This window comes from Bradyrhizobium sp. URHC0002, assembly GCF_054059515.1.
In genome coordinates this window covers 629,458-646,221 of sequence record NZ_JBSSCF010000001.1, presented here as the reverse complement: position 1 = coordinate 646,221, position 16,764 = coordinate 629,458, and the positions used below count along the sequence as shown (strand labels likewise).

Annotated in this window: 18 protein-coding genes; 8 read left to right on the top strand and 10 right to left on the bottom strand. The window is 63.7% G+C overall.

Annotated elements, in window-relative coordinates; genetic code table 11:
* The first annotated feature begins 26 nt into the window (after positions 1-26).
* The gene (locus tag ACVWVY_RS03170) at positions 27-1,556 is read left to right on the top strand and encodes an ABC transporter substrate-binding protein (RefSeq protein ID WP_456625013.1); all 1,530 of its coding nucleotides are present in this window, start codon (positions 27-29) and stop codon (positions 1,554-1,556) included.
* Positions 1,557-1,801: 245 nt separating this feature from the next.
* Complete coding sequence (locus ACVWVY_RS03165) at positions 1,802-2,041, top strand: PilZ domain-containing protein (RefSeq protein ID WP_456625012.1); 240 nt, start codon at positions 1,802-1,804, stop codon at positions 2,039-2,041.
* Between the two features lie 160 nt (positions 2,042-2,201).
* Here the strand turns inward: ACVWVY_RS03165 and ACVWVY_RS03160 are convergent, their stop codons facing one another.
* Positions 2,202-2,906: a glutathione S-transferase family protein gene (locus ACVWVY_RS03160; protein ID WP_456625011.1), complete on the bottom strand. Its 705-nt coding sequence runs from the start codon at positions 2,904-2,906 to the stop codon at positions 2,202-2,204.
* Positions 2,907-3,015: 109 nt separating this feature from the next.
* Between ACVWVY_RS03160 and ACVWVY_RS03155 the strand changes: the two genes are divergently transcribed.
* Complete coding sequence (locus ACVWVY_RS03155; RefSeq protein WP_456625010.1) at positions 3,016-3,369, top strand: winged helix-turn-helix transcriptional regulator; 354 nt, start codon at positions 3,016-3,018, stop codon at positions 3,367-3,369.
* 15 nt (positions 3,370-3,384) lie between these two features.
* Here the strand turns inward: ACVWVY_RS03155 and ACVWVY_RS03150 are convergent, their stop codons facing one another.
* Positions 3,385-3,999, bottom strand: a complete 615-nt coding sequence (locus ACVWVY_RS03150; RefSeq protein WP_456625009.1) for a tetratricopeptide repeat protein — start codon at positions 3,997-3,999, stop codon at positions 3,385-3,387.
* A 14-nt stretch (positions 4,000-4,013) separates the two neighbouring features.
* Positions 4,014-5,105 carry a winged helix-turn-helix domain-containing protein gene (locus ACVWVY_RS03145; RefSeq protein WP_456625008.1) on the bottom strand — a complete coding sequence of 364 codons (1,092 nt, stop codon included), beginning with the start codon at positions 5,103-5,105 and terminating at the stop codon, positions 4,014-4,016.
* Between the two features lie 231 nt (positions 5,106-5,336).
* Between ACVWVY_RS03145 and ACVWVY_RS03140 the strand changes: the two genes are divergently transcribed.
* Complete coding sequence (locus ACVWVY_RS03140; RefSeq protein ID WP_456625007.1) at positions 5,337-9,989, top strand: autotransporter domain-containing protein; 4,653 nt, start codon at positions 5,337-5,339, stop codon at positions 9,987-9,989.
* A gap of 103 nt (positions 9,990-10,092) precedes the next feature.
* A complete protein-coding gene (locus ACVWVY_RS03135) occupies positions 10,093-10,266 on the top strand; it encodes a hypothetical protein (RefSeq protein WP_456625006.1) in 174 nt (57 codons plus the stop codon).
* Between the two features lie 160 nt (positions 10,267-10,426).
* On the opposite strand, the gene ACVWVY_RS03130 is transcribed toward ACVWVY_RS03135, so the two are convergent.
* From ACVWVY_RS03130 to ACVWVY_RS03110, 5 genes are all read right to left on the bottom strand, one after another.
* Entirely contained in the window at positions 10,427-11,902 is a 1,476-nt protein-coding gene (locus tag ACVWVY_RS03130) for an amidase (RefSeq protein ID WP_456625005.1), read from the bottom strand.
* Positions 11,903-12,031: 129 nt separating this feature from the next.
* A complete protein-coding gene (locus ACVWVY_RS03125) occupies positions 12,032-12,310 on the bottom strand; it encodes a DUF1488 domain-containing protein (RefSeq protein WP_456625004.1) in 279 nt (92 codons plus the stop codon).
* Positions 12,311-12,341: 31 nt separating this feature from the next.
* Entirely contained in the window at positions 12,342-12,530 is a 189-nt protein-coding gene (locus ACVWVY_RS03120) for a hypothetical protein (protein WP_456625003.1), read from the bottom strand.
* A gap of 84 nt (positions 12,531-12,614) precedes the next feature.
* Positions 12,615-12,914, bottom strand: coding sequence for a hypothetical protein (locus ACVWVY_RS03115; RefSeq protein WP_456625002.1), 300 nt, complete (start codon positions 12,912-12,914; stop codon positions 12,615-12,617).
* On the bottom strand, positions 12,907-13,176 hold the full coding sequence (locus ACVWVY_RS03110) for a hypothetical protein (RefSeq protein WP_214493159.1): 270 nt from the start codon (positions 13,174-13,176) through the stop codon (positions 12,907-12,909). Before ACVWVY_RS03110 ends, ACVWVY_RS03115 begins: the two co-directional genes overlap by 8 nt.
* Before the next feature lie 193 nt (positions 13,177-13,369).
* On the opposite strand from ACVWVY_RS03110, the gene ACVWVY_RS03105 reads away from it, so the two are divergent.
* Positions 13,370-14,176, top strand: coding sequence for a transglutaminase-like domain-containing protein (locus ACVWVY_RS03105; RefSeq protein ID WP_456625001.1), 807 nt, complete (start codon positions 13,370-13,372; stop codon positions 14,174-14,176).
* A gap of 52 nt (positions 14,177-14,228) precedes the next feature.
* Here the strand turns inward: ACVWVY_RS03105 and ACVWVY_RS03100 are convergent, their stop codons facing one another.
* Entirely contained in the window at positions 14,229-14,459 is a 231-nt protein-coding gene (locus tag ACVWVY_RS03100) for a hypothetical protein (RefSeq protein ID WP_456625000.1), read from the bottom strand.
* A 461-nt stretch (positions 14,460-14,920) separates the two neighbouring features.
* On the opposite strand from ACVWVY_RS03100, the gene ACVWVY_RS03095 reads away from it, so the two are divergent.
* The gene (locus ACVWVY_RS03095; RefSeq protein WP_456624999.1) at positions 14,921-15,055 is read left to right on the top strand and encodes a hypothetical protein; all 135 of its coding nucleotides are present in this window, start codon (positions 14,921-14,923) and stop codon (positions 15,053-15,055) included.
* 183 nt (positions 15,056-15,238) lie between these two features.
* On the opposite strand, the gene ACVWVY_RS03090 is transcribed toward ACVWVY_RS03095, so the two are convergent.
* Positions 15,239-16,204, bottom strand: coding sequence for a VOC family protein (locus ACVWVY_RS03090; protein WP_456624998.1), 966 nt, complete (start codon positions 16,202-16,204; stop codon positions 15,239-15,241).
* A gap of 178 nt (positions 16,205-16,382) precedes the next feature.
* Here ACVWVY_RS03090 and ACVWVY_RS03085 point away from each other — a divergent pair, with 178 nt between their 5' ends.
* The gene (locus ACVWVY_RS03085; protein WP_456624997.1) at positions 16,383-16,670 is read left to right on the top strand and encodes a hypothetical protein; all 288 of its coding nucleotides are present in this window, start codon (positions 16,383-16,385) and stop codon (positions 16,668-16,670) included.
* Positions 16,671-16,764 lie beyond the last annotated feature (94 nt).

Genomic DNA, 16,764 nt, shown 5'->3' with positions numbered 1-16,764 from the left:
CAAAACACGGATAATTGGAGGGCGATATGCGGATGCAAAACAAGCTCGGTGCGGCCATTCTGGCGGCGGTTCTGCTCGGCGCCGGTGCGGTGCCCGCGACGGCTCAGAAATCCGCTGACACCTTGCGGATCGTGATGCGCGATGCGCTTCCCAACATCGATCCCTTTTTCAACAATCTTCGCACCGGCGTGGTGATGCACCATCAGGGCTGGGACGCGCTGGTCTATCGCAATCCGGATACCTTCAAGCTCGAGCCGCTGCTCGCAACGGAGTGGAAGCTGCCGGATGCGACCACCATCGAGTTCACGCTGCGCCCGGGCGTCAAATTCCACGACGGTAGCCCGTTCACGGCCGACGACGTGGTTTACACCATCAATCTTGTCGCCGATCCGGCGAGCCGCGTGTCGACGCCATCGAACTACAACTGGATCGACAAGGCGGAGAAGACCGGCGATCTTTCGGTGCGCGTCACGCTGAAGCGGCCGAACCCGGCGGCGCTGGAATATTTCGCGCTGGTGCTGCCGATCTATCCCAAGGCCTATCGCGAGAAGGTCGGCGCCGAAGGCTACGCCAAGGCGCCGGTCGGCGCGGGTCCCTACAAGATGACCAAGGTCGAGCCCGGCGTCTCCATCGACTTCGAGCGCTTCGAGGATTACTGGGCGGGCAGCCCCAAGGGCAAGCCTGCGATCAAGAAGATGAGCGTGCGCTTCGTGCCGGACGCCACGACTGAAATGACGGAGTTGCTCGCCGGCCGTGCCGACTGGATCTGGAACATGAACCCGGACCAGCTCGAGCCCGTGAACCGGATGCCGCATCTGCAGGCGGTGCGCAAGGAATCGATGCGGATCGGTTTTCTCTCGCTCGACGCCGGCGGCCGCACCGGCGCCGACAATCCCCTGACCAAGCTCAAGGTGCGTCAGGCGATCTGGCACGCGATCGATCGCAAGGCGATCGCCGAAAAGCTCGTCACCGGCGGCAGCCGCGTTCCTGCAGCGCCGTGTTTCCCGTCGCAGTTCGGCTGCGATGCCGAAGCCGCAGTAACCTACGACTACGATCCGGCCAAGGCAAAGCAGCTTCTCACTGAAGCCGGTTATCCCGATGGCTTCGATGTCGAGCTTGCCAGTTACGTGCTGCCGCAATGGGGCTCGTCGGTCCAGAACTACCTGCATGCGATCGGCATCCGCGCCAAGCTCAACCAGCTGCAGACGGCAGCCCTGATCCAGCGCGCCAAGGCAGGCGAATTGCGGACGTATCTCGGAAGCTGGGGCAGCTATTCGATCAACGACGTCTCGGCGATCCTGCCGAACTACTTCGACGGCGGCGCCGATGACTATGCGCGCGATCCCGAGGTGCAGAAATGGCTGCTGCAAGGCGGATCATCCATCAACCCCGAGGTTCGCAAGGAGGCCTATTCGGCGGCGATCAAGAAGATCACCGAGCAGGCCTACTGGGCGCCGCTGCACACCTATGTGACGACCTATGGGCACTCCAAGCAGCTCGATTTCACGCCGTATCCGGATGAGCTGCCGCGCTTCTACCTGGCGAAGTGGAAGTAAAGCCGGACCTCACTTGCGGTCGTTCGTCATATGCACTGCGCGGGGCTTAGGCCCCGCGGAACTAACGTCACGACAGAAATCTCCGCCAGCGATCGCGATTTGCGTCACAGGAGCAGGACTATTTTTGCGTGACCAGCCGGGCGCTGGCGATCCGGTATGCCGGAAATTCCCGAATATTTAATCTTTCGGCTGCACAGTAGCTTTTTTGGATACTGTCTCCTTTAATTTCCCCGGAGCTTTTCGCGATGGTCGAAACCCGGATTGCGCCACGTGTCCGTGTCATGAAGGCCGCCAAAATCGAGTATGGCGGCGACAAGTATGCTTGCATCGTTCGCGATCTATCCGCCACGGGTGCGGCGCTGGATTTTCCGGACCTGATCCGTATTCCCAATGAATTCACATTGATCCTACCTGAGGACGGACTGAAGCTGCTTTGCCATGTCGTTTGGCGCAGGGAGTACAGGATCGGCGTAGCATTCGACTAGCGGCGTAAGAACTTCGTAGGGTGGGCAAAGCCAACGGGTCGCGCGAATGCGCGCCCGATGATAGGCTCCGCGTGCCCACCATGCAGTATGACGACGACGGATGGATGGTGGGCACGGCGCGTTGCGCCTTTGCCCACCCCACGATTCTTACGGAAGCCCGTCAGTCGCCGAACCGCTCGATGACATCCGCGAGCGGAATATGTCCGACGCAAGCGCCGATTCCCGAACCAATGTCTCCGTTTTCCAACGCCGTTGCATGGATGACGGCGGGGTCGGCCTCGATGCGCCGGCGCACGGCGGCGAGTTTGGGCCAGCGTGAGGGATCGGCGACCTCGTGGAAATCGAGCCATCGCGCGACGCCGATGAGAAGGCCGTCGGCCAGCGTCGGGCGCTCACCCACGAGAAAGGGCTGATCCCCGACCATGGCCTCGAGCCTGTCATGCCGCTCGATCACCCGCGCGGCACCGAACTCGCGCAGCGAGGCCTGCAATTGCGGGTTCGGTTCCGCCATCTCCATCGCGACCCATAGCGGTGAGAACGCGCCGGTGAAGCCCGTGTTAACGAAGCCCATCAGCTGGTGCATCCGGTCTGCTTCCGGCGACAGCGGTGCAAAACTGATGCGCCGTTCGCTGTCTCTTGCCTCGAGCCAGGCGGCGATCGCCATCGTCTCGGTCAGCACCCGCCCTGCATCCGTAATCAAGACCGGCGTTTCATGCCGGGCGTTGATGCGGGCATAGGAAGGGTCGCGCATGTCGCCAAGCATGTCGACGCGGCAAAGCGAATAGGGTTTGCCAAGCCATTCGAGGGCGGCGACAAGCCCCATCGAGCTTCCGGCGGGGAAGCCATAGAGAAGAATCGGTTCCATTGCTATGTTCTCCGTGATTTCTGCTGATCACGCTGCGCAGCGTGACTGGAATCTACGGATCGCCCTGCCCAAGTAAATGACGCACCTTTTTGTAACCACGAGTGATCGGATGAAAGATCTCGTCTCCCGCTGTCCCATCGAGGAAGTGATGCAGGTCATCAGCGGCCGCTGGCCCGGCCTGTTGATCTACTATCTGAAGCAGGGCACCAAACGCTTCAGCGACCTGCGCAGGGACAACCCCACGATCTCGCACAAGATGCCCACCTTGGAGCTTCGCAAGCTGGAGGACGCCGGCATTGTCGCGCGCAGTGAATTCGAGGGATATCCGTTGCGCGTGGAATACGATCTGACGCCGGCCGGCCTCAAGCTCGTGCCGCTGCTCGATGCGCTGGGTAGCTGGTGGGATGTGACGGAAGCTGGCCGCAGTCGGGGCAGCACGTTGCCGGTCCAGGTGACGGAATAACGCCGGGGCGGAGCGTCACCCCTCCGGCAAGCCCGCCGCGACCATCAACTGCATGAGCCGTTCGGCTGCCTCGCGATAGACCGGGCTGGAATTCTTCCACGGTGGCGGCACATTTTGATAGGTCGAGCCCGGCCGCAATTCCATACCCTTTTGCATCGCCGCCTTGGCTTCCTCGGTCTTGCCTAATTGCTGATAGGCCGCCGCCAGCGTCATGTGTGTGCGTCCGCTGGCGGATGTGATCGCGATCGACTTCTGCAGCCACGGTATCGCGTCTTCGGCGCGGCCCATCAGCATATTGGCCCAGCCGGCGCCGATCATCCAGGTCCAGCGCGAGACCTGCGGGGTGTCGAAGCGGTCCGCCTGCTTGAATGTCGCCAGCGCATCCTCGAAGCGTCCCGTTCGTATTTGCGCAAGGCCGATATGATACAGCGCGATCCCGTTCCACGGATCGAAGCTCAGGGCTCGCGCGCAGGCCACGAAACTCGAGCGGAACTGGTTGGTGGCGCTGAGGAAGCGGCAATAGGCCTCGTGCGCCGGGATATGATTGGGTTTTGCGCGCAGCGTCTGCTGCAGCAGCGCCTCGGCCTTGGTCTCCGCCGCCTCGCGCTCGGCTCCTTTCAACCACGACATCTGCACGCCGCGCATCAGGAGGGCGGCAAGCGCGACCTGTACCTCGACATTGTCGGGATATGTTCGGCGAGCGCATTTTCCAGCATCGCCTGCGCGGCCTGAAAACGTTCCGGCGACGTCTGGTTGATATGGGCGGTCGCCTGTTCGATCACGACCTTGCTGTTCGAAGCGGATCGCGCGTCGGCGTTCAGCAGTTCGTTGATGCGCAGCGCGAGCGCATGACCGACGCCCGCGGCGAGCCGGGACTGCTGCATCTGCAGGTCCGTATCCGCCGGGTTGACCTGATATGACGCGGTCCAAGTCACCTCGCCGGTTGCGGTGTTGGTCATGCGCGTTCGTATCGTCCAGGCCTGCTCGCTCTTCTGCAGTTCGCCCTTCACCACGAAGTCGGCCTTCGGTGCACCCGTTTCCGGTGCCAGCACGCGGATGTTTTCGATCTTCGCCAGCCCGTCGGTGAGGCGGCCGCTCACATCGGCCGCCATCTGGGCGACGAGGGGATCGTTGCTCGCATCCGCGATCGGCATCACGGCGATGCTTGTCGGCCCGCGCGCAAAGATCAGGCCGGGGCGCAGCATCCACACGGCGATCGCCGTGCATAGGATGGCGAGCCCCGCGATAGAAGCGAAGGCGATGCGGTGTCGGCTGAAGTCGAAAAACCGCTTCGCAGGTTCACTGTTCGTTGCGAGCGCCGCCGTCGTGTCTGGTGAGGCCGGCCCGGGCTGGCTGACGGGCGCAATTTCCGGCGCGGCCGGGACGGCGACCTCGGTCACGTCGGCCTCGGTCACGCTGACCTCGGCGACTTGGGCCCCCGTCACCTCGGCCTGGAACAGGTAGCCGCGGCCGGAGATCACCCGGACCACCTGGCGCTTGTCGTCGCCGAGCGCGGTGCGGATCTCGCGGATGCACTGAAACAGGCTGTCCTCGCCGACATGGACGTTCGGCCAGGCGGCTTCCATCAACTGTTGCTTGCTCAAGACGCGACCGGCATTGCCGGCGAGCAGCCGCAGTATCTCCAGGGTCTTGGGCCGGAGCTTGATCGTCTCGCCATCGGGCCGGCGCAGCTCGGCGCGCTCGGAATCGAGCTCAAAACCAGAAAAGCGCAGCACGTCCCCTCCCACCGGCAACTGTCCTCATTTAGTCCCCGGATCGACCGAAAAAATGTGCCCAAACCCACAGGGGCGCCGAATATCAGAAAAATTTCAGAATGTCTCAACAGCCGTTTCAGGACCTTCGGAGCGCGAAATGAGAGGAAAGGGAGAGTTGAAGTGGGGAGTCGTGCCGAACGGGGACTGCGATGCCGGACAGGCGCGCGGACCTCTGCCGGCCGGGGGCAGAAGATGTTCGCGACACGTTATTATTACGTCGGGCTGCGGGGCGTCGGCGGCGTGGAATTGGGGACTGATCTCGTGTCGAACAAGCAAGGGTCGTTGGCCGCCGCGATCGTATTGATGGCTGCTTTGCTGGCCATGCCGGCGCTCGCGCAAAACGGTGGCGTCGGTGGCGAGGGCGACTATCAGTCGACGGGGCAATCTGGCGGCGCCAGTGGGGTTGCAGGGATCAACGGCGGGGTCGGCGGCGACGGTGGCGCGCCGAACCGATCGTGCTCATGCACCGGTGGTGGCGGCGGTGGCGGCGCTGAGGGGGCGGCCGGCGGGGCCGGCGGCCCCGGCGGAGCCAGCTCGCTTCCCGGCGGCGGAGCCGGTGGTAGCGTCGGGCAGGATGGGGCCGCTGGAACGATCAACTTCAATACGGCCAGCGGCGGCGGTGGCGGTGGCGGCGCCGCCAGCGGTCCGAGCGCCGCAAGCCTGAACAATTCCGCGACACTGATTGGCGGCAACGGCGGCAAGGGCGGCAACGGCGGGGTCGTCGCCGACGTCGCAGGTGGCGGCGGTGGTGGCGGTGCAGGTGGCGCCGCGTTCACCATCACCGGGTCGGGAAGCAATACGAACAGCGGCAGCATCACGGGTGGCAACGGCGGCGCGGGCGGCGCTGGCGACGTCGGCGGCAGCGGTGGCGATGGCGGTCACGGCATCGTCGTCACGGCGTCGGGCGTGACCATCAACAATCTGGGCTCGATCTCCGGTGGCGCCGGCGGCGCGGGCGGCGCACAGGTGTCTGACGTTTATTCGAACGGTGGCGACCCGGTTTACGGCGGCACGCGGGGCCGGGCCGGCGCAACAGGCATCGGCGGGGCCGGCATCATCGGCGCCGGCCTGACCATCATCAACAGCGGCACGATCGCAGGCGGCGCCGGATCAGGCGCCGGGGGCAACGCCATCAGCTTCACGGGCGGCGCCAACACGCTGACGTCGGTCGGCGGCACGCTGACCGGTAATCTCGGGCTTGCCAATGGTGTCGGCGCCAGCCTGACCTTCGCGCAGACCAGTGCGGCCGGCGCCTCGGGCGACGTGACCATCTCCGGCATCACCGGCCTCGCGGGCGGCACCACCGACGCCTCGGTGGCCATCAAGCTCGACGGCGGACGCTCGCTCACCATCACCGGCGCGAGCACCTACAGCGGCGGCACCTCTGTGAGCGACGGATCGACGCTCATCATCGGCAACAGCACCTCGCTCGGGAGCGGCACGCTGACGCTGGGCGAGACGCTTGCCGGGGTCACCAGGCTGGTGCTGACCGGCGACGGCCTCGCCATTGCCAACACCATCGTCATCAACAGCGATCCCATCATCACCGTCTCGGCCGGCACCAGCAATACGATCTCGGGTCCGATCAGCGGCGCCGGCGACATCGCGCTCAATGGCGGCGGCACATTGGCGCTGTCTGGCGCCAATACCTATACCGGCGGAACCACGATCTGCGGCACCGCCTGCGGCGCAGCCGGCGGCAGCAGCCTGCTGCAAGTCGGCGTCGGCACGGTGGGAACGCCGGGCGCCATCGTCTCGTCGGCGATCGGCACCGGTACGCTCACCTTCGATGGCGGCACGCTACAGGCAGGCGGCGCCTACACCATCGCCAATGCCGCGCAGATCAATTCCACCGGCGCCACGATAGACGCCAACGGCTTCACCTTCACCTATTCAGGCACCATCGCCGACAGTGCAGGCAATACCGGTAGCCTCGTCATCAAGGATTCGACGGGAACAGGCCACACCGTGATCCTGTCAGGCACCAACGGCTATTCCGGCGGCACCACCGTGATCGGAGCCAAGGTGCGGGCGACCAACAACAGCTCGCTCGGCACCGGCACGATCACCTTGCAGGAAGCCCAGTTGCAGGCCGGCGGTACCATCGACCAGACCTTCGCGAACAATTTCAGGATCAATCAGTCGACGCACGGCAGCGCCCTCGATGCCAACGGCAAGACGCTGACGATGACCGGAAACATTGCCGACGGCAGCGGCTCCGGCGGTCTGACGATCACGGACAGTTCAGCCGCCCGCGGCGGCACGGTGGTGTTGCTCGGCACCAACACCTATAGCGGCGGCACCACGATCTGCTATTGCGCGTCCCTGGTACTTGGCGACACCACCCACACCGCATCCATCGTCGGCCAGGTCAGCAACAACGGACTCCTCTATATCCGGAATGCCGACACCTCAGGGATCACCAGCCTGACCAATAACTACAGCTACACGGAGTTCTCCGGCACGACGACCGCGAGCGCGATGACCATCACCAATAATAATGGCGTCCTCTATTTCCTCGGTGCGAGCAGTGCTGACAACGCCACGATCACGTCGACCGCTTCATCCCAATTGCGGTTTGGCACATACGGAGGCACCGAAACCGCCACCGCAGGCAATGCGAGGATCAACAACTCGGCTGAAATCAGCTTTGCTGGAGCGACCAACGCCGGGACCGCTACCATCGTCAACAGCAACGGCTACACGATGTTTTTCGACCAGACATCCGCGGCTCACGCGACGATCACCAACACCACTGGCTCATCAACCACGTTCAGCAATAGCTCGACCGCCGGCAATGCCATCATCACCAATAACAACAATGGGTATCTCGAGTTTTACGACCACTCGACCGCAGGCAGCGCCGTCATCACCACCAATTCCGGCGGCGTGGTGGACTTCCAGAGCAATGCAACCGGCGGCAACGCTGAGTTTATCACCAACGGAACCGGCTATGTCACCTTCGCATACAGTACCGGCGCGAACGGCGACGGCCGGATCACGGCCGGCTCGATCGCCGGCTCCGGTTTCTACTATATCGGCGGTGGCAACACGCTCGTGGTCGGCGGCAACAACCTCTCGACGACGGTCAGCGGCGTGATCGCCGATAACGACCCGAACGGCGGCGGCTCGATCGGTCCGGGCAAACTGGAGAAGATCGGCACCGGCACGCTGGCTCTGTCGGGCACCAACACCTATACCGGTACCACGACCGTCAGCGGCGGCATCCTGCAGGTCGACGGCTCGATCGCATCCTCGAGCCTGACCACGGTGAATGCCGGCGGCGCGCTGAGCGGTAGCGGCACGGTGGGCAACACCACCATCGCGACCGGCGGCATCTTCCTGCCGGGCAACGGTACGGCGGGTACCTCAATGACGGTCGCAGGCAATCTCGCCTTCCAGTCGGGCGCGCTGTATCTCGTGACGATCAATGCGAATGCCGCGGCGTCGGTCAGCGTCACCGGTACGGCCGCGCTTGGCGGCGTGGTCGGCGTGAGCGTCGCCGCTGGCAGCACGGTGGCGAAGCAATATACCATCTTGTCGGCGGCCGGCGGCCGCAGCGGAACGTTCAGCGGCCTCAATACGCTCGGCGCACCGGCCGGCTTCGTTGCGAGCCTCAGCTACGATACCGGCCATGCCTACCTGAATTTCGCGCTCGACTACATCAGCCGGACGGACCTCAACGCCAACCAGAAGACGGTCGCGGCCACGCTGCAGAACTTCTTCGACGCCAATGGCGGCATCAACGCCGCCTTTGCCGGGCGCTCTGCAAACGGCCTGACCCAGCTTTCGGGCGAGACGGCGACCGGTGCGCAGCAGGCGACGTTCTACGCCATGACGCAATTCATGGGGGTGATGACCGATCCGTGCGGTGCGGGCCGTGAGAGCGGCGTTTCCCGAGCGCTTTCGTTCGCAGAAAGCGGCGAAGGTCGTTCGAGCAGTGCGCGCGTGCGCGAGGCATATGCGACGATGGCGAATTTTGCGCCGCGCTATCAAATGTTCGAACCGGGCTGGAACGTGTGGGCGGGCGGCTTCGGCGGATCGCAGACCACGGACGGCAGCACCGCGTCCGGATCGCACGGCGCGACGAGCCGTCTGTTTGGGACCGCCGCCGGGGCGGATTACTGGTTCTCGGCACATACGCTCGCCGGCTTTGCGCTGGCCGGCGGCGGGACCAATTTTTCCGTCGTCAATGGCGGTACGGGACGATCCGACCTGTTCCAGGCCGGGGCGTTCGTGCGCCACCACAATGGTCCCGCTTACTTCTCCGCCGCGCTGGCCTATGGCTGGCAGGACATCACCACCGACCGCACTGTGATGATCGCGGGCATCGACCGGTTGCAGGCGCGCTTCCAGGCCAACACCTTCGCGGGCCGCGTCGAAGGCGGCTACCGGTTTGCAACACCCTGGATGGCCGTCACGCCTTACGCCGCCGGGCAGGTGACAACATTCCAGCTTCCGGCCTATGCGGAGAGCGTGCTCTCCGGGGCCAACACCTTCGCCCTGAGCTACGGCGCGAAAACCGTCACCGCCTCGCGCAGCGAATTGGGTTTGCGCACCGACAAATCATGGGCCGTGAACGACGCGATCCTGACGCTGCGCGGCCGCGCCGCATGGGCGCATGATTTCAACCCCGATCGCGCAGCCGCGGCGACCTTCCAGACCCTGCCGGGCGCGAGTTTTGTGGTCAACGGCGCCGCGCAGGCGCGGGATTCTGCCCTCACCACCGCCTCGGCGGAGATGAAATGGCGCAACGGCTTCTCGCTCGGCGCCACGTTTGAGGGCGAGTTCTCCAATGTCACCCGCAGCTACGCCGGCAAGGGAATCGTGCGCCATGTGTGGTGAATTTCACAAATGGACCGGTATCTCGATGCTAAAATTGGTTCGCCCCGCCCACGACGAGCCTTTTGAAGCCGCCGATCAGCCCGCAGAGCAAGGATAGTACAGCATGGACGATGTCCTGAACCTCGCCCAGGTCAAGGCCGAGCTGTCCTATCTCAATCGTCTGGACCAAAGACGCGAGACCAATGTGGAGAGATTGAAGCGCTTGAAGGAATCCCATGACGCCCTGCTTGTCAGGGAAGGTGAAGTCGCGGGGGGCTCAATCTCACGAAGTTCCTAGAGTAGGGTTAGATTAGGTCGGGCCGTGACCACGGATCATCTCGTGCCTCGGAGGCAAGCGGCGTGAGCGCTGCGAGCCGGGGCCCATTCTACTTTGCATGGGGTTGTTTTCGCGATTTTATGTCCGGGCCTTGCGGTGTAGATGACAGGCTCCGCGAAGATCAACCGCTCGTCACATGCACGCCCGGCTTCTGCCCCGCGTTCCACTTGCCATCGATCGCCCGCTCGATTTGGGCCGCCAGTTGCAATAGCAGCCCGTCATTGGCCTGCTTGGCGATCGCCTGGATGCCGAGCGGCAAGCCGTGCTCGTGGGTGGCGAGCGGCAGCGAGATCGCCGGGATGCCGCAGAGGTTGGCGAGCGGCGTAAAGGCAAAATTTCGCCAGAGATTGCCGAACCAGTCGAGCACGTCGGGATTGTCGCTGATGGTCAGATACTCCGTGGTGCCGACCTTCGGCGTCGGCAGCGCCGTGATCGGCGTCAGGATGATGTCCCAATCCTCGAAGAACGTGCCGAAGCCGCGCGAGGTCGTGTTGAACACCGCCTGCATCCGTGCGCGGTCGGCATAGCTCGTGTTCCGGCCATGCTCCCAGATCCGGATGTTGATCGGCTCGATCAGGTCTTCCGGCGGTTTCTCCAGTCCGCGCGCCGCCAGCATGTTGGAGATCACGACGGCAAAATTGCTGATGTAGCAGGTGGTCTGCGCCGCAAAGGCTTCGCGATAGTCCAGCTCCGGAAGCGCGTAGTCGACGTGATGGCCGAGGCCTTCGAGGAAGCGTCCGACCTTCTGCAGCTCGGCCGCGATATGCGGCGTCGCGCGGTACTCGCCCCACTGGTACGACAGCGCGATTTTCAGCCGCGCCGGATCGCGCGCGATCATCCGCGTGTAGGGCTCGGGCGGAGACCAGAACGGCATCAATTCGCCGGGCGCCGGACCGCGGCAGGCGTCGACGAAGGCCGCGGTGTCGCGCACCGTGCGCGACTGGCAGCCTTGAATCGAGACCAGCCCTGAGAGGTCGGACAAATGCGGCGCCAGCGAGAACACGCCGCGCGAGACTTTTAGCCCGATATTGCCGTTGACGCCCGCTGGGATCCGGATCGAGCCGCCGCCGTCGGTCGCATGCGCGATCGGCACCGTTCCTGCGGCGACCATCGCGGCGCTGCCGGCCGATGAGCCACAGGTGGTGTGGTCGGTATTCCAGGGATTGCGCGTGACGTAGACGGCGGGATTGTCCGCCGAACTGCAGACGCCGAATTCCGGCGTGGTGGTGCGGCCGATCAGATTGAGCCCGGCCGCGCGCATCTTGGACGTCAGGAACGTGTCAGCCGTGGCGCGGTTGCCGCGCATGTAGAGCGAGCCCATTTCCTGCAGGCGGCCCTTCAGCGTCGGGCCGAGGTCCTTCATCAGGAACGGAAGGCCGGCAAACGGACCGTCGAGATTGGTGCCGTCGGTGGCGGGGTCTGTGACCGCATCCTCGAAGATTTCGACAACGCCGGAAAGCGCGGGATCGACCTTGGCGATGCCGGCGGCCGCCTGCGCGGCCAGCTCAGCGGCCGTCAGTTCGCCCTTCGCGACGCGCGCGGCCAGCGCCACGCCGTCATGGTCAGCCCATTCATCCCAGCTCATCGGCAAGTTCATGCAATCGGTCCCTTCGAAAAATAGTTCGGACCTTAAAACATGATCGGGGAGCAGGCGGAACTGCTTTTTCACCGGTACGCGAGACCGGTCCATCGGGACATCAGCGGCGGCCGCTGACGGCAGCGTCTTTCAGGAACGGAAATCGATGCTGCGCACGATGATGCCGGGGGGAGTGCCTTCGAACTCCCGCGCCTGGAATTTGCGGGACGCGCACGCCTCGATCCGGTCCCGCAACCGCGCGAACTGCTCCTCGCGGCGGGCAGCCGGCGTCCGCGGCACGTGTTCCAGTTCATCCATCGCCGAAGCGCTGACGGCGCAGGGCACTTCCCTGCCGTCATCCATCATGGAGAACAGCAGGACCATCCGGTCGTCGTCATAGCCCCGGATGTTGCCGCGCGCGAACGTCATCAGGCATTTCTCCCGGAGCGAAACGATGCTCTCATCCGGCTACCCTCTTTTTTGCGACCGGCGGCGGATTGATTTCTGCGATCCTGCGCAGGCAGTCCGCTTCGGAAGAATGCGGACCCGAGACGAAGGTTCCACTGACCTTGGTCGAGTACCAGCCGGACTCTACCCCGAGACGAAGCGATTCTTCCGTCATGACATGGCGTGGCGAGAGATTTTGCATCGGGTGCTTTCGGTTTACGCCGTTCGATCCTGGTCGGGACGGCTGGATGAAGTGTGCAGTTCGTTTTGGTCGAACATCGGCTGTTCAGGTCTCTTCCTTCGAGAGCCGGGTGAGGTCTGCAAGCACCGCGGCCACGAGGTCGCGATGATGGGTGTCGGTCGGCGGCAGGCCGGCGGAATACAGATTGAGTACATAACGCGCCTTGGCCACCGCCTCCGGCCACGAAGTGGCCGGCGCGGTGAGGATCTCGATTTCGACAACGCCCTGCTTGTCACGCAACAGTTTTGCGTTGGCCTCGACTTCGGCAATCACGCGACGGATATCGGTGGCCTTCTGCGCCGCCATGCCGCGATGTTTGTCGAGCTCGATCGGGGTATCAGTCACGCGGCGCGCTCGCGTCGATGCGTTGCGCGTCAGACAGATCGATCGAACTGATCGAGATCATTTCCATCGCGGAACGTTGCGGCGGCGCGCCGGGCACCATGATCATGGTGGCGACCCGCCGAAAGCACGGAAACGAAAGGCCCTCGATCATCTCCTCGTCGGTGACGATTTCGTAAGCCCCCGGTGCGAGCTGCCGGTCGATACCCTTGATGCGGAACGGATGCCTGAAATGAACCGTTTCCCGTCGTGTGCGCGTAGTCATGCCGGCAGCCTCGCGTATCTGCGCACGAAGTCATCATGTTTTGCGGACATCGTCGCAACGTGCGCGCTTTCGCGGCAATTAGCTATCGTTTTCTTTGACGTCAGCCGCATTTGGTCGAATGAGGCAGCCAGCGCCTTGTATTCGCTGGTTTCGTCGCCACTTCGAACATCTAGCAGCCGGAAAGGCGTTTCGAGTGAAGCTTCGTGTCGGATTCGAAATGCTCTACGATTTCCCGCAGCCGACACCCATGATCATGGTGCTGGGCACACACTTCACCCGCGCATCCGATGTCATTGTGCCGGACTTCCTCACCACCGACCCGGTTGTCGAGATCGCGCCCTATCGCGACATGTTCGGCAATTGGTGCAGCCGCATGGTTGCGCCCGCGGGCCGCGTGCGCCTTGCCGGCGATGGCGTGGTGCGCGACAGCGGCCTGACCGATCCGGTGTTTGCTTCCGCGGTTCAGCATGCGGTCGAGGACCTGCCCGCGGACACCCTGGTCTATCTGCTCGGCAGCCGCTATTGCGAAACCGACCGGCTTTCGGAAATCGCCTGGCAATTGTTCGAGAAAACGCCGCCGGGCTGGGCGCGGGTCCAGGCGATCTGTGATTTTGTCCACCGTCACATCGCCTTCGGATATGAGCACGCACGCGCCAGCAAGACGGCGTGGGAAGCTTATGAGGAAGGCAAGGGCGTCTGCCGCGACTATGCCCATCTGGCCATCGCGTTCTGCCGCTGCATGAACATTCCCGCGCGCTATTGCACGGGCTATCTCAGCGACATCGGCACGCCAAAGCCGTGGGCCGCAGGCGATTTCGCCGGCTGGTTCGAAGCCTATATCGGCGGGCACTGGCGCACCTTCGATCCGCGCAACAACGTGCCGAGGATCGGCCGCGTGTTGATTGCGCAGGGCCGCGACGCCTCCGATGTGCCGATCACCCAGACGTTTGGACCGAACACGCTGGTCAGCTTCAAGGTCTGGACCGACGAGATCGCTTGATCAGGGATGCCCCTCGTCTCTGCACTGATGATGGCGGCAATAGCCTGGCTTGCTAGCTCAGCAAGGTGCGGACCTTCATGGCGGAGTCATAGATCTCGATCTGAAGATATGGATAAGCCGACTTCAGCTTTCGGCCGGCGGCTTCAGCCGCTTCGGGGGTGTCAAACTCCGACTTGAAATGGCCGTCGACAATCGTCGCGAACCCTTCGGTAGGTGGCCTGTCGGCGCGTGTTGGTGCTTTCTTCGGCTCCGGTTCGTCAATTGAGAAAAGAGGTTTTTTCATCATTATTCCTTCCGCGTCACCGCGATTACCTTTTTGATCTGGTCCAGAGGCCGGTCTGAATTGACCGCATGAGATGAGGAAGATGGAAGGTGCCGCTTCCGATCTTGCCGAAGACCGGCTCACTGGACATCGTCAGATCTCGACGTCCATCACCTTGCGGCCCATGAGAGCCAAGGATGAGCGGTGATGAGGGCAGCAGACGCTCTTTGTGTCGTGATGTCGAGGGAAATCCCAAGGGAAATTTCAAGGGAAATTTCAAGGGAATCTCAAGGGAAAACGCGAGGTGGCGTGGTGTGAGGCCTCGCCATCCAGGACAGGTTCGCGATCATCCTGTGCCGTTTTTGCGCTCGCAATCCGCGGGACGTAAGCCTAGTTTTATCATCACCGCGTTTCCGGCGGCGTCTATCGGTAACTGAGGGTATGCAATTCCGACGTAACCATCAAAACCCGGGGAGATCGACATGGCAAAGGGCGAGCAAAGAAGCAATCGGGAAGCCAAGAAGCCCAAGAAAGAGAAGATCAAGGTGATTGCCGCGGCGCCAAGCCAGAAGGGCGCGGGCTGGCAGCCGACCGTGAGTTCCGGCAAAAAGAAGTAATGGCGGATGCCCCTTGGTCGGGGCTGACCTTCATTTCGAAACCCTTCGGTCGAATGCTCAGCCGATGGGGGCCGGCGTATTGTCCGGTTGCTGTCCCCGCCCATCGGCCAGGGAACCTATCCTCTCGGCGTGGATTCGGACCGTGGCGTGCGGCGAGGGTGACCAGACTATGCCTTGCCGACCTCAGACTTTAATCAGCCGTAGCTTGGTGCCCCAGGGATCGGCGGTCTCGATGCCTTTCTCGATCACTGCGGCCGGCGCGCCCGCCTGCCGCAGGCGCAGCGTTTGGGCCTGTAGAATCTCCTCCGTCGCGACCTCCAGCGAAAACCACGCGAGTCCGGTGGCTGTGTCGTCGCGCGGGCCGGCGCCGGCGCTCTGCCAGACGTTGATCCCGAGGTGATGGTGATAGCGTCCCGAGGAAAGGAACGCGGCGCCGCTTCGCTTGCGGGTCGGGTCGAAGCCGATGGCGCCGCCATAAAAGCGGTCGGCCCGTTCGAGGTCGCCGACGCGCAGGTGCATGTGGCCGATGCGCAGGTCGTCGGGGGCCTTGGCATAGTTGGTCGTGTGTGTATCCGTCAGCGCCAGCAGGCCGTCGATGTCGAGCTGGTCGGTTGCCATCGCGACCGAGCCGCCATCCCATTTCCAGGTTTCGGGCGCGCGGTCGGCATAGACCTCGATGCCGTTGCCCTCGGGGTCGTCGAGATAGACGGATTCGCTGACGAGGTGATCGGCGAAGCCGGACAGCGGAACCTTGTTCTTTGCCGCGTGCACCAGCCAGCGCGCGAGATCCTTGCGCGCCGGCATCAGGAATGCGGTGTGATAGAGCCCCGCCGCGTTGCGCGCCTCGCGCGCGCCGCTCTCGCGGCGCTGGAGATTCAATAGCGGCACGCCGCCCGAACCGAGGAGGGCTCCCATCGCCGTACGCGCCATGACGGTCAGGCCGATCGCGTCGCGATAGTAATCGGCGACGAGATCGAGATTGCGCACGCGCAGCGTCACCATGCCGATCCGCATCGGCGTGCGATTGGCGAAGGTCGGCCCGCCGCCGCCCGCCGTGCCCTCCGCCTGCGCCGCGGCAACCGCCGCAGCGGACAATGAGGAGGCGCCCGCGAGGTGGAGCAGCGTGCGCCGCGTCAGTTCGATGGTCATGAAGTCTCCCTTTGACGGTCGGTTAAGCGAAGCAAATCCCGCGCCGATCTGGTCGCTTGCCATGGCCCAACATACGGCCTGGCGGCCGGTTATCGTAATGTCGCGATATCGGTTCCGGAACCATCATTGCAGCAGGACGTTTGCCCCTCGCAAGCCATTTCAACGATTGGAGATCACAATGACGCGCGTCGCGGCAGCGATTGTCGCTGGGCTGTTGGGCGTGAGTGCCGCAGCCGCCCAGTCCACCGGGACATCGGACGCAAAGCCGGAGACGGCCTGTACGACGTCGCCGGCGGCAACGACGGGCAAGGGTGAGGAGAAGACCGCGAATTCGATGGCCGTCGAAAAAAGCGCGGTGTTGCCCGATGCCGGCGGCACGAATTCCGCCGCGCCGACGGTGCAGAGCGGCGGCAAGCCGCTGAAGGTGTCCCCGGATTGCCCGCCGGATTCCAAGCCGAAGTCATGATCGCTCCGTAGGGAGGGTTAGCGAAGCCTAACCCACCATTCTTCGCGGAAGAAAGCGAAACCGTCACCGCGAGCGCAGCGAAGCAATCCACCGT

Excerpts from the sequence above, each read along its gene's own strand:
- ACVWVY_RS03140 (WP_456625007.1), top strand. The coding sequence starts at position 5,337 with ATGTTCGCGACACGTTATTATTACGTCGGGCTGCGGGGCGTCGGCGGC.
- ACVWVY_RS03155 (WP_456625010.1), top strand. The coding sequence starts at position 3,016 with ATGAAAGATCTCGTCTCCCGCTGTCCCATCGAGGAAGTGATGCAGGTC.
- ACVWVY_RS03150 (WP_456625009.1), bottom strand. The coding sequence starts at position 3,999 with ATGTCGTGGTTGAAAGGAGCCGAGCGCGAGGCGGCGGAGACCAAGGCC.
- ACVWVY_RS03090 (WP_456624998.1), bottom strand. The coding sequence starts at position 16,204 with ATGACCATCGAACTGACGCGGCGCACGCTGCTCCACCTCGCGGGCGCC.
- ACVWVY_RS03160 (WP_456625011.1), bottom strand. The coding sequence starts at position 2,906 with ATGGAACCGATTCTTCTCTATGGCTTCCCCGCCGGAAGCTCGATGGGG.
- ACVWVY_RS03120 (WP_456625003.1), bottom strand. The coding sequence starts at position 12,530 with ATGCAAAATCTCTCGCCACGCCATGTCATGACGGAAGAATCGCTTCGT.
- ACVWVY_RS03100 (WP_456625000.1), bottom strand. The coding sequence starts at position 14,459 with ATGAAAAAACCTCTTTTCTCAATTGACGAACCGGAGCCGAAGAAAGCA.
- ACVWVY_RS03165 (WP_456625012.1), top strand. The coding sequence starts at position 1,802 with ATGGTCGAAACCCGGATTGCGCCACGTGTCCGTGTCATGAAGGCCGCC.
- ACVWVY_RS03130 (WP_456625005.1), bottom strand. The coding sequence starts at position 11,902 with ATGAACTTGCCGATGAGCTGGGATGAATGGGCTGACCATGACGGCGTG.
- ACVWVY_RS03085 (WP_456624997.1), top strand. The coding sequence starts at position 16,383 with ATGACGCGCGTCGCGGCAGCGATTGTCGCTGGGCTGTTGGGCGTGAGT.
- ACVWVY_RS03135 (WP_456625006.1), top strand. The coding sequence starts at position 10,093 with ATGGACGATGTCCTGAACCTCGCCCAGGTCAAGGCCGAGCTGTCCTAT.
- ACVWVY_RS03095 (WP_456624999.1), top strand. The coding sequence starts at position 14,921 with ATGGCAAAGGGCGAGCAAAGAAGCAATCGGGAAGCCAAGAAGCCCAAG.
- ACVWVY_RS03170 (WP_456625013.1), top strand. The coding sequence starts at position 27 with ATGCGGATGCAAAACAAGCTCGGTGCGGCCATTCTGGCGGCGGTTCTG.
- ACVWVY_RS03125 (WP_456625004.1), bottom strand. The coding sequence starts at position 12,310 with ATGACGTTCGCGCGCGGCAACATCCGGGGCTATGACGACGACCGGATG.
- ACVWVY_RS03110 (WP_214493159.1), bottom strand. The coding sequence starts at position 13,176 with ATGACTACGCGCACACGACGGGAAACGGTTCATTTCAGGCATCCGTTC.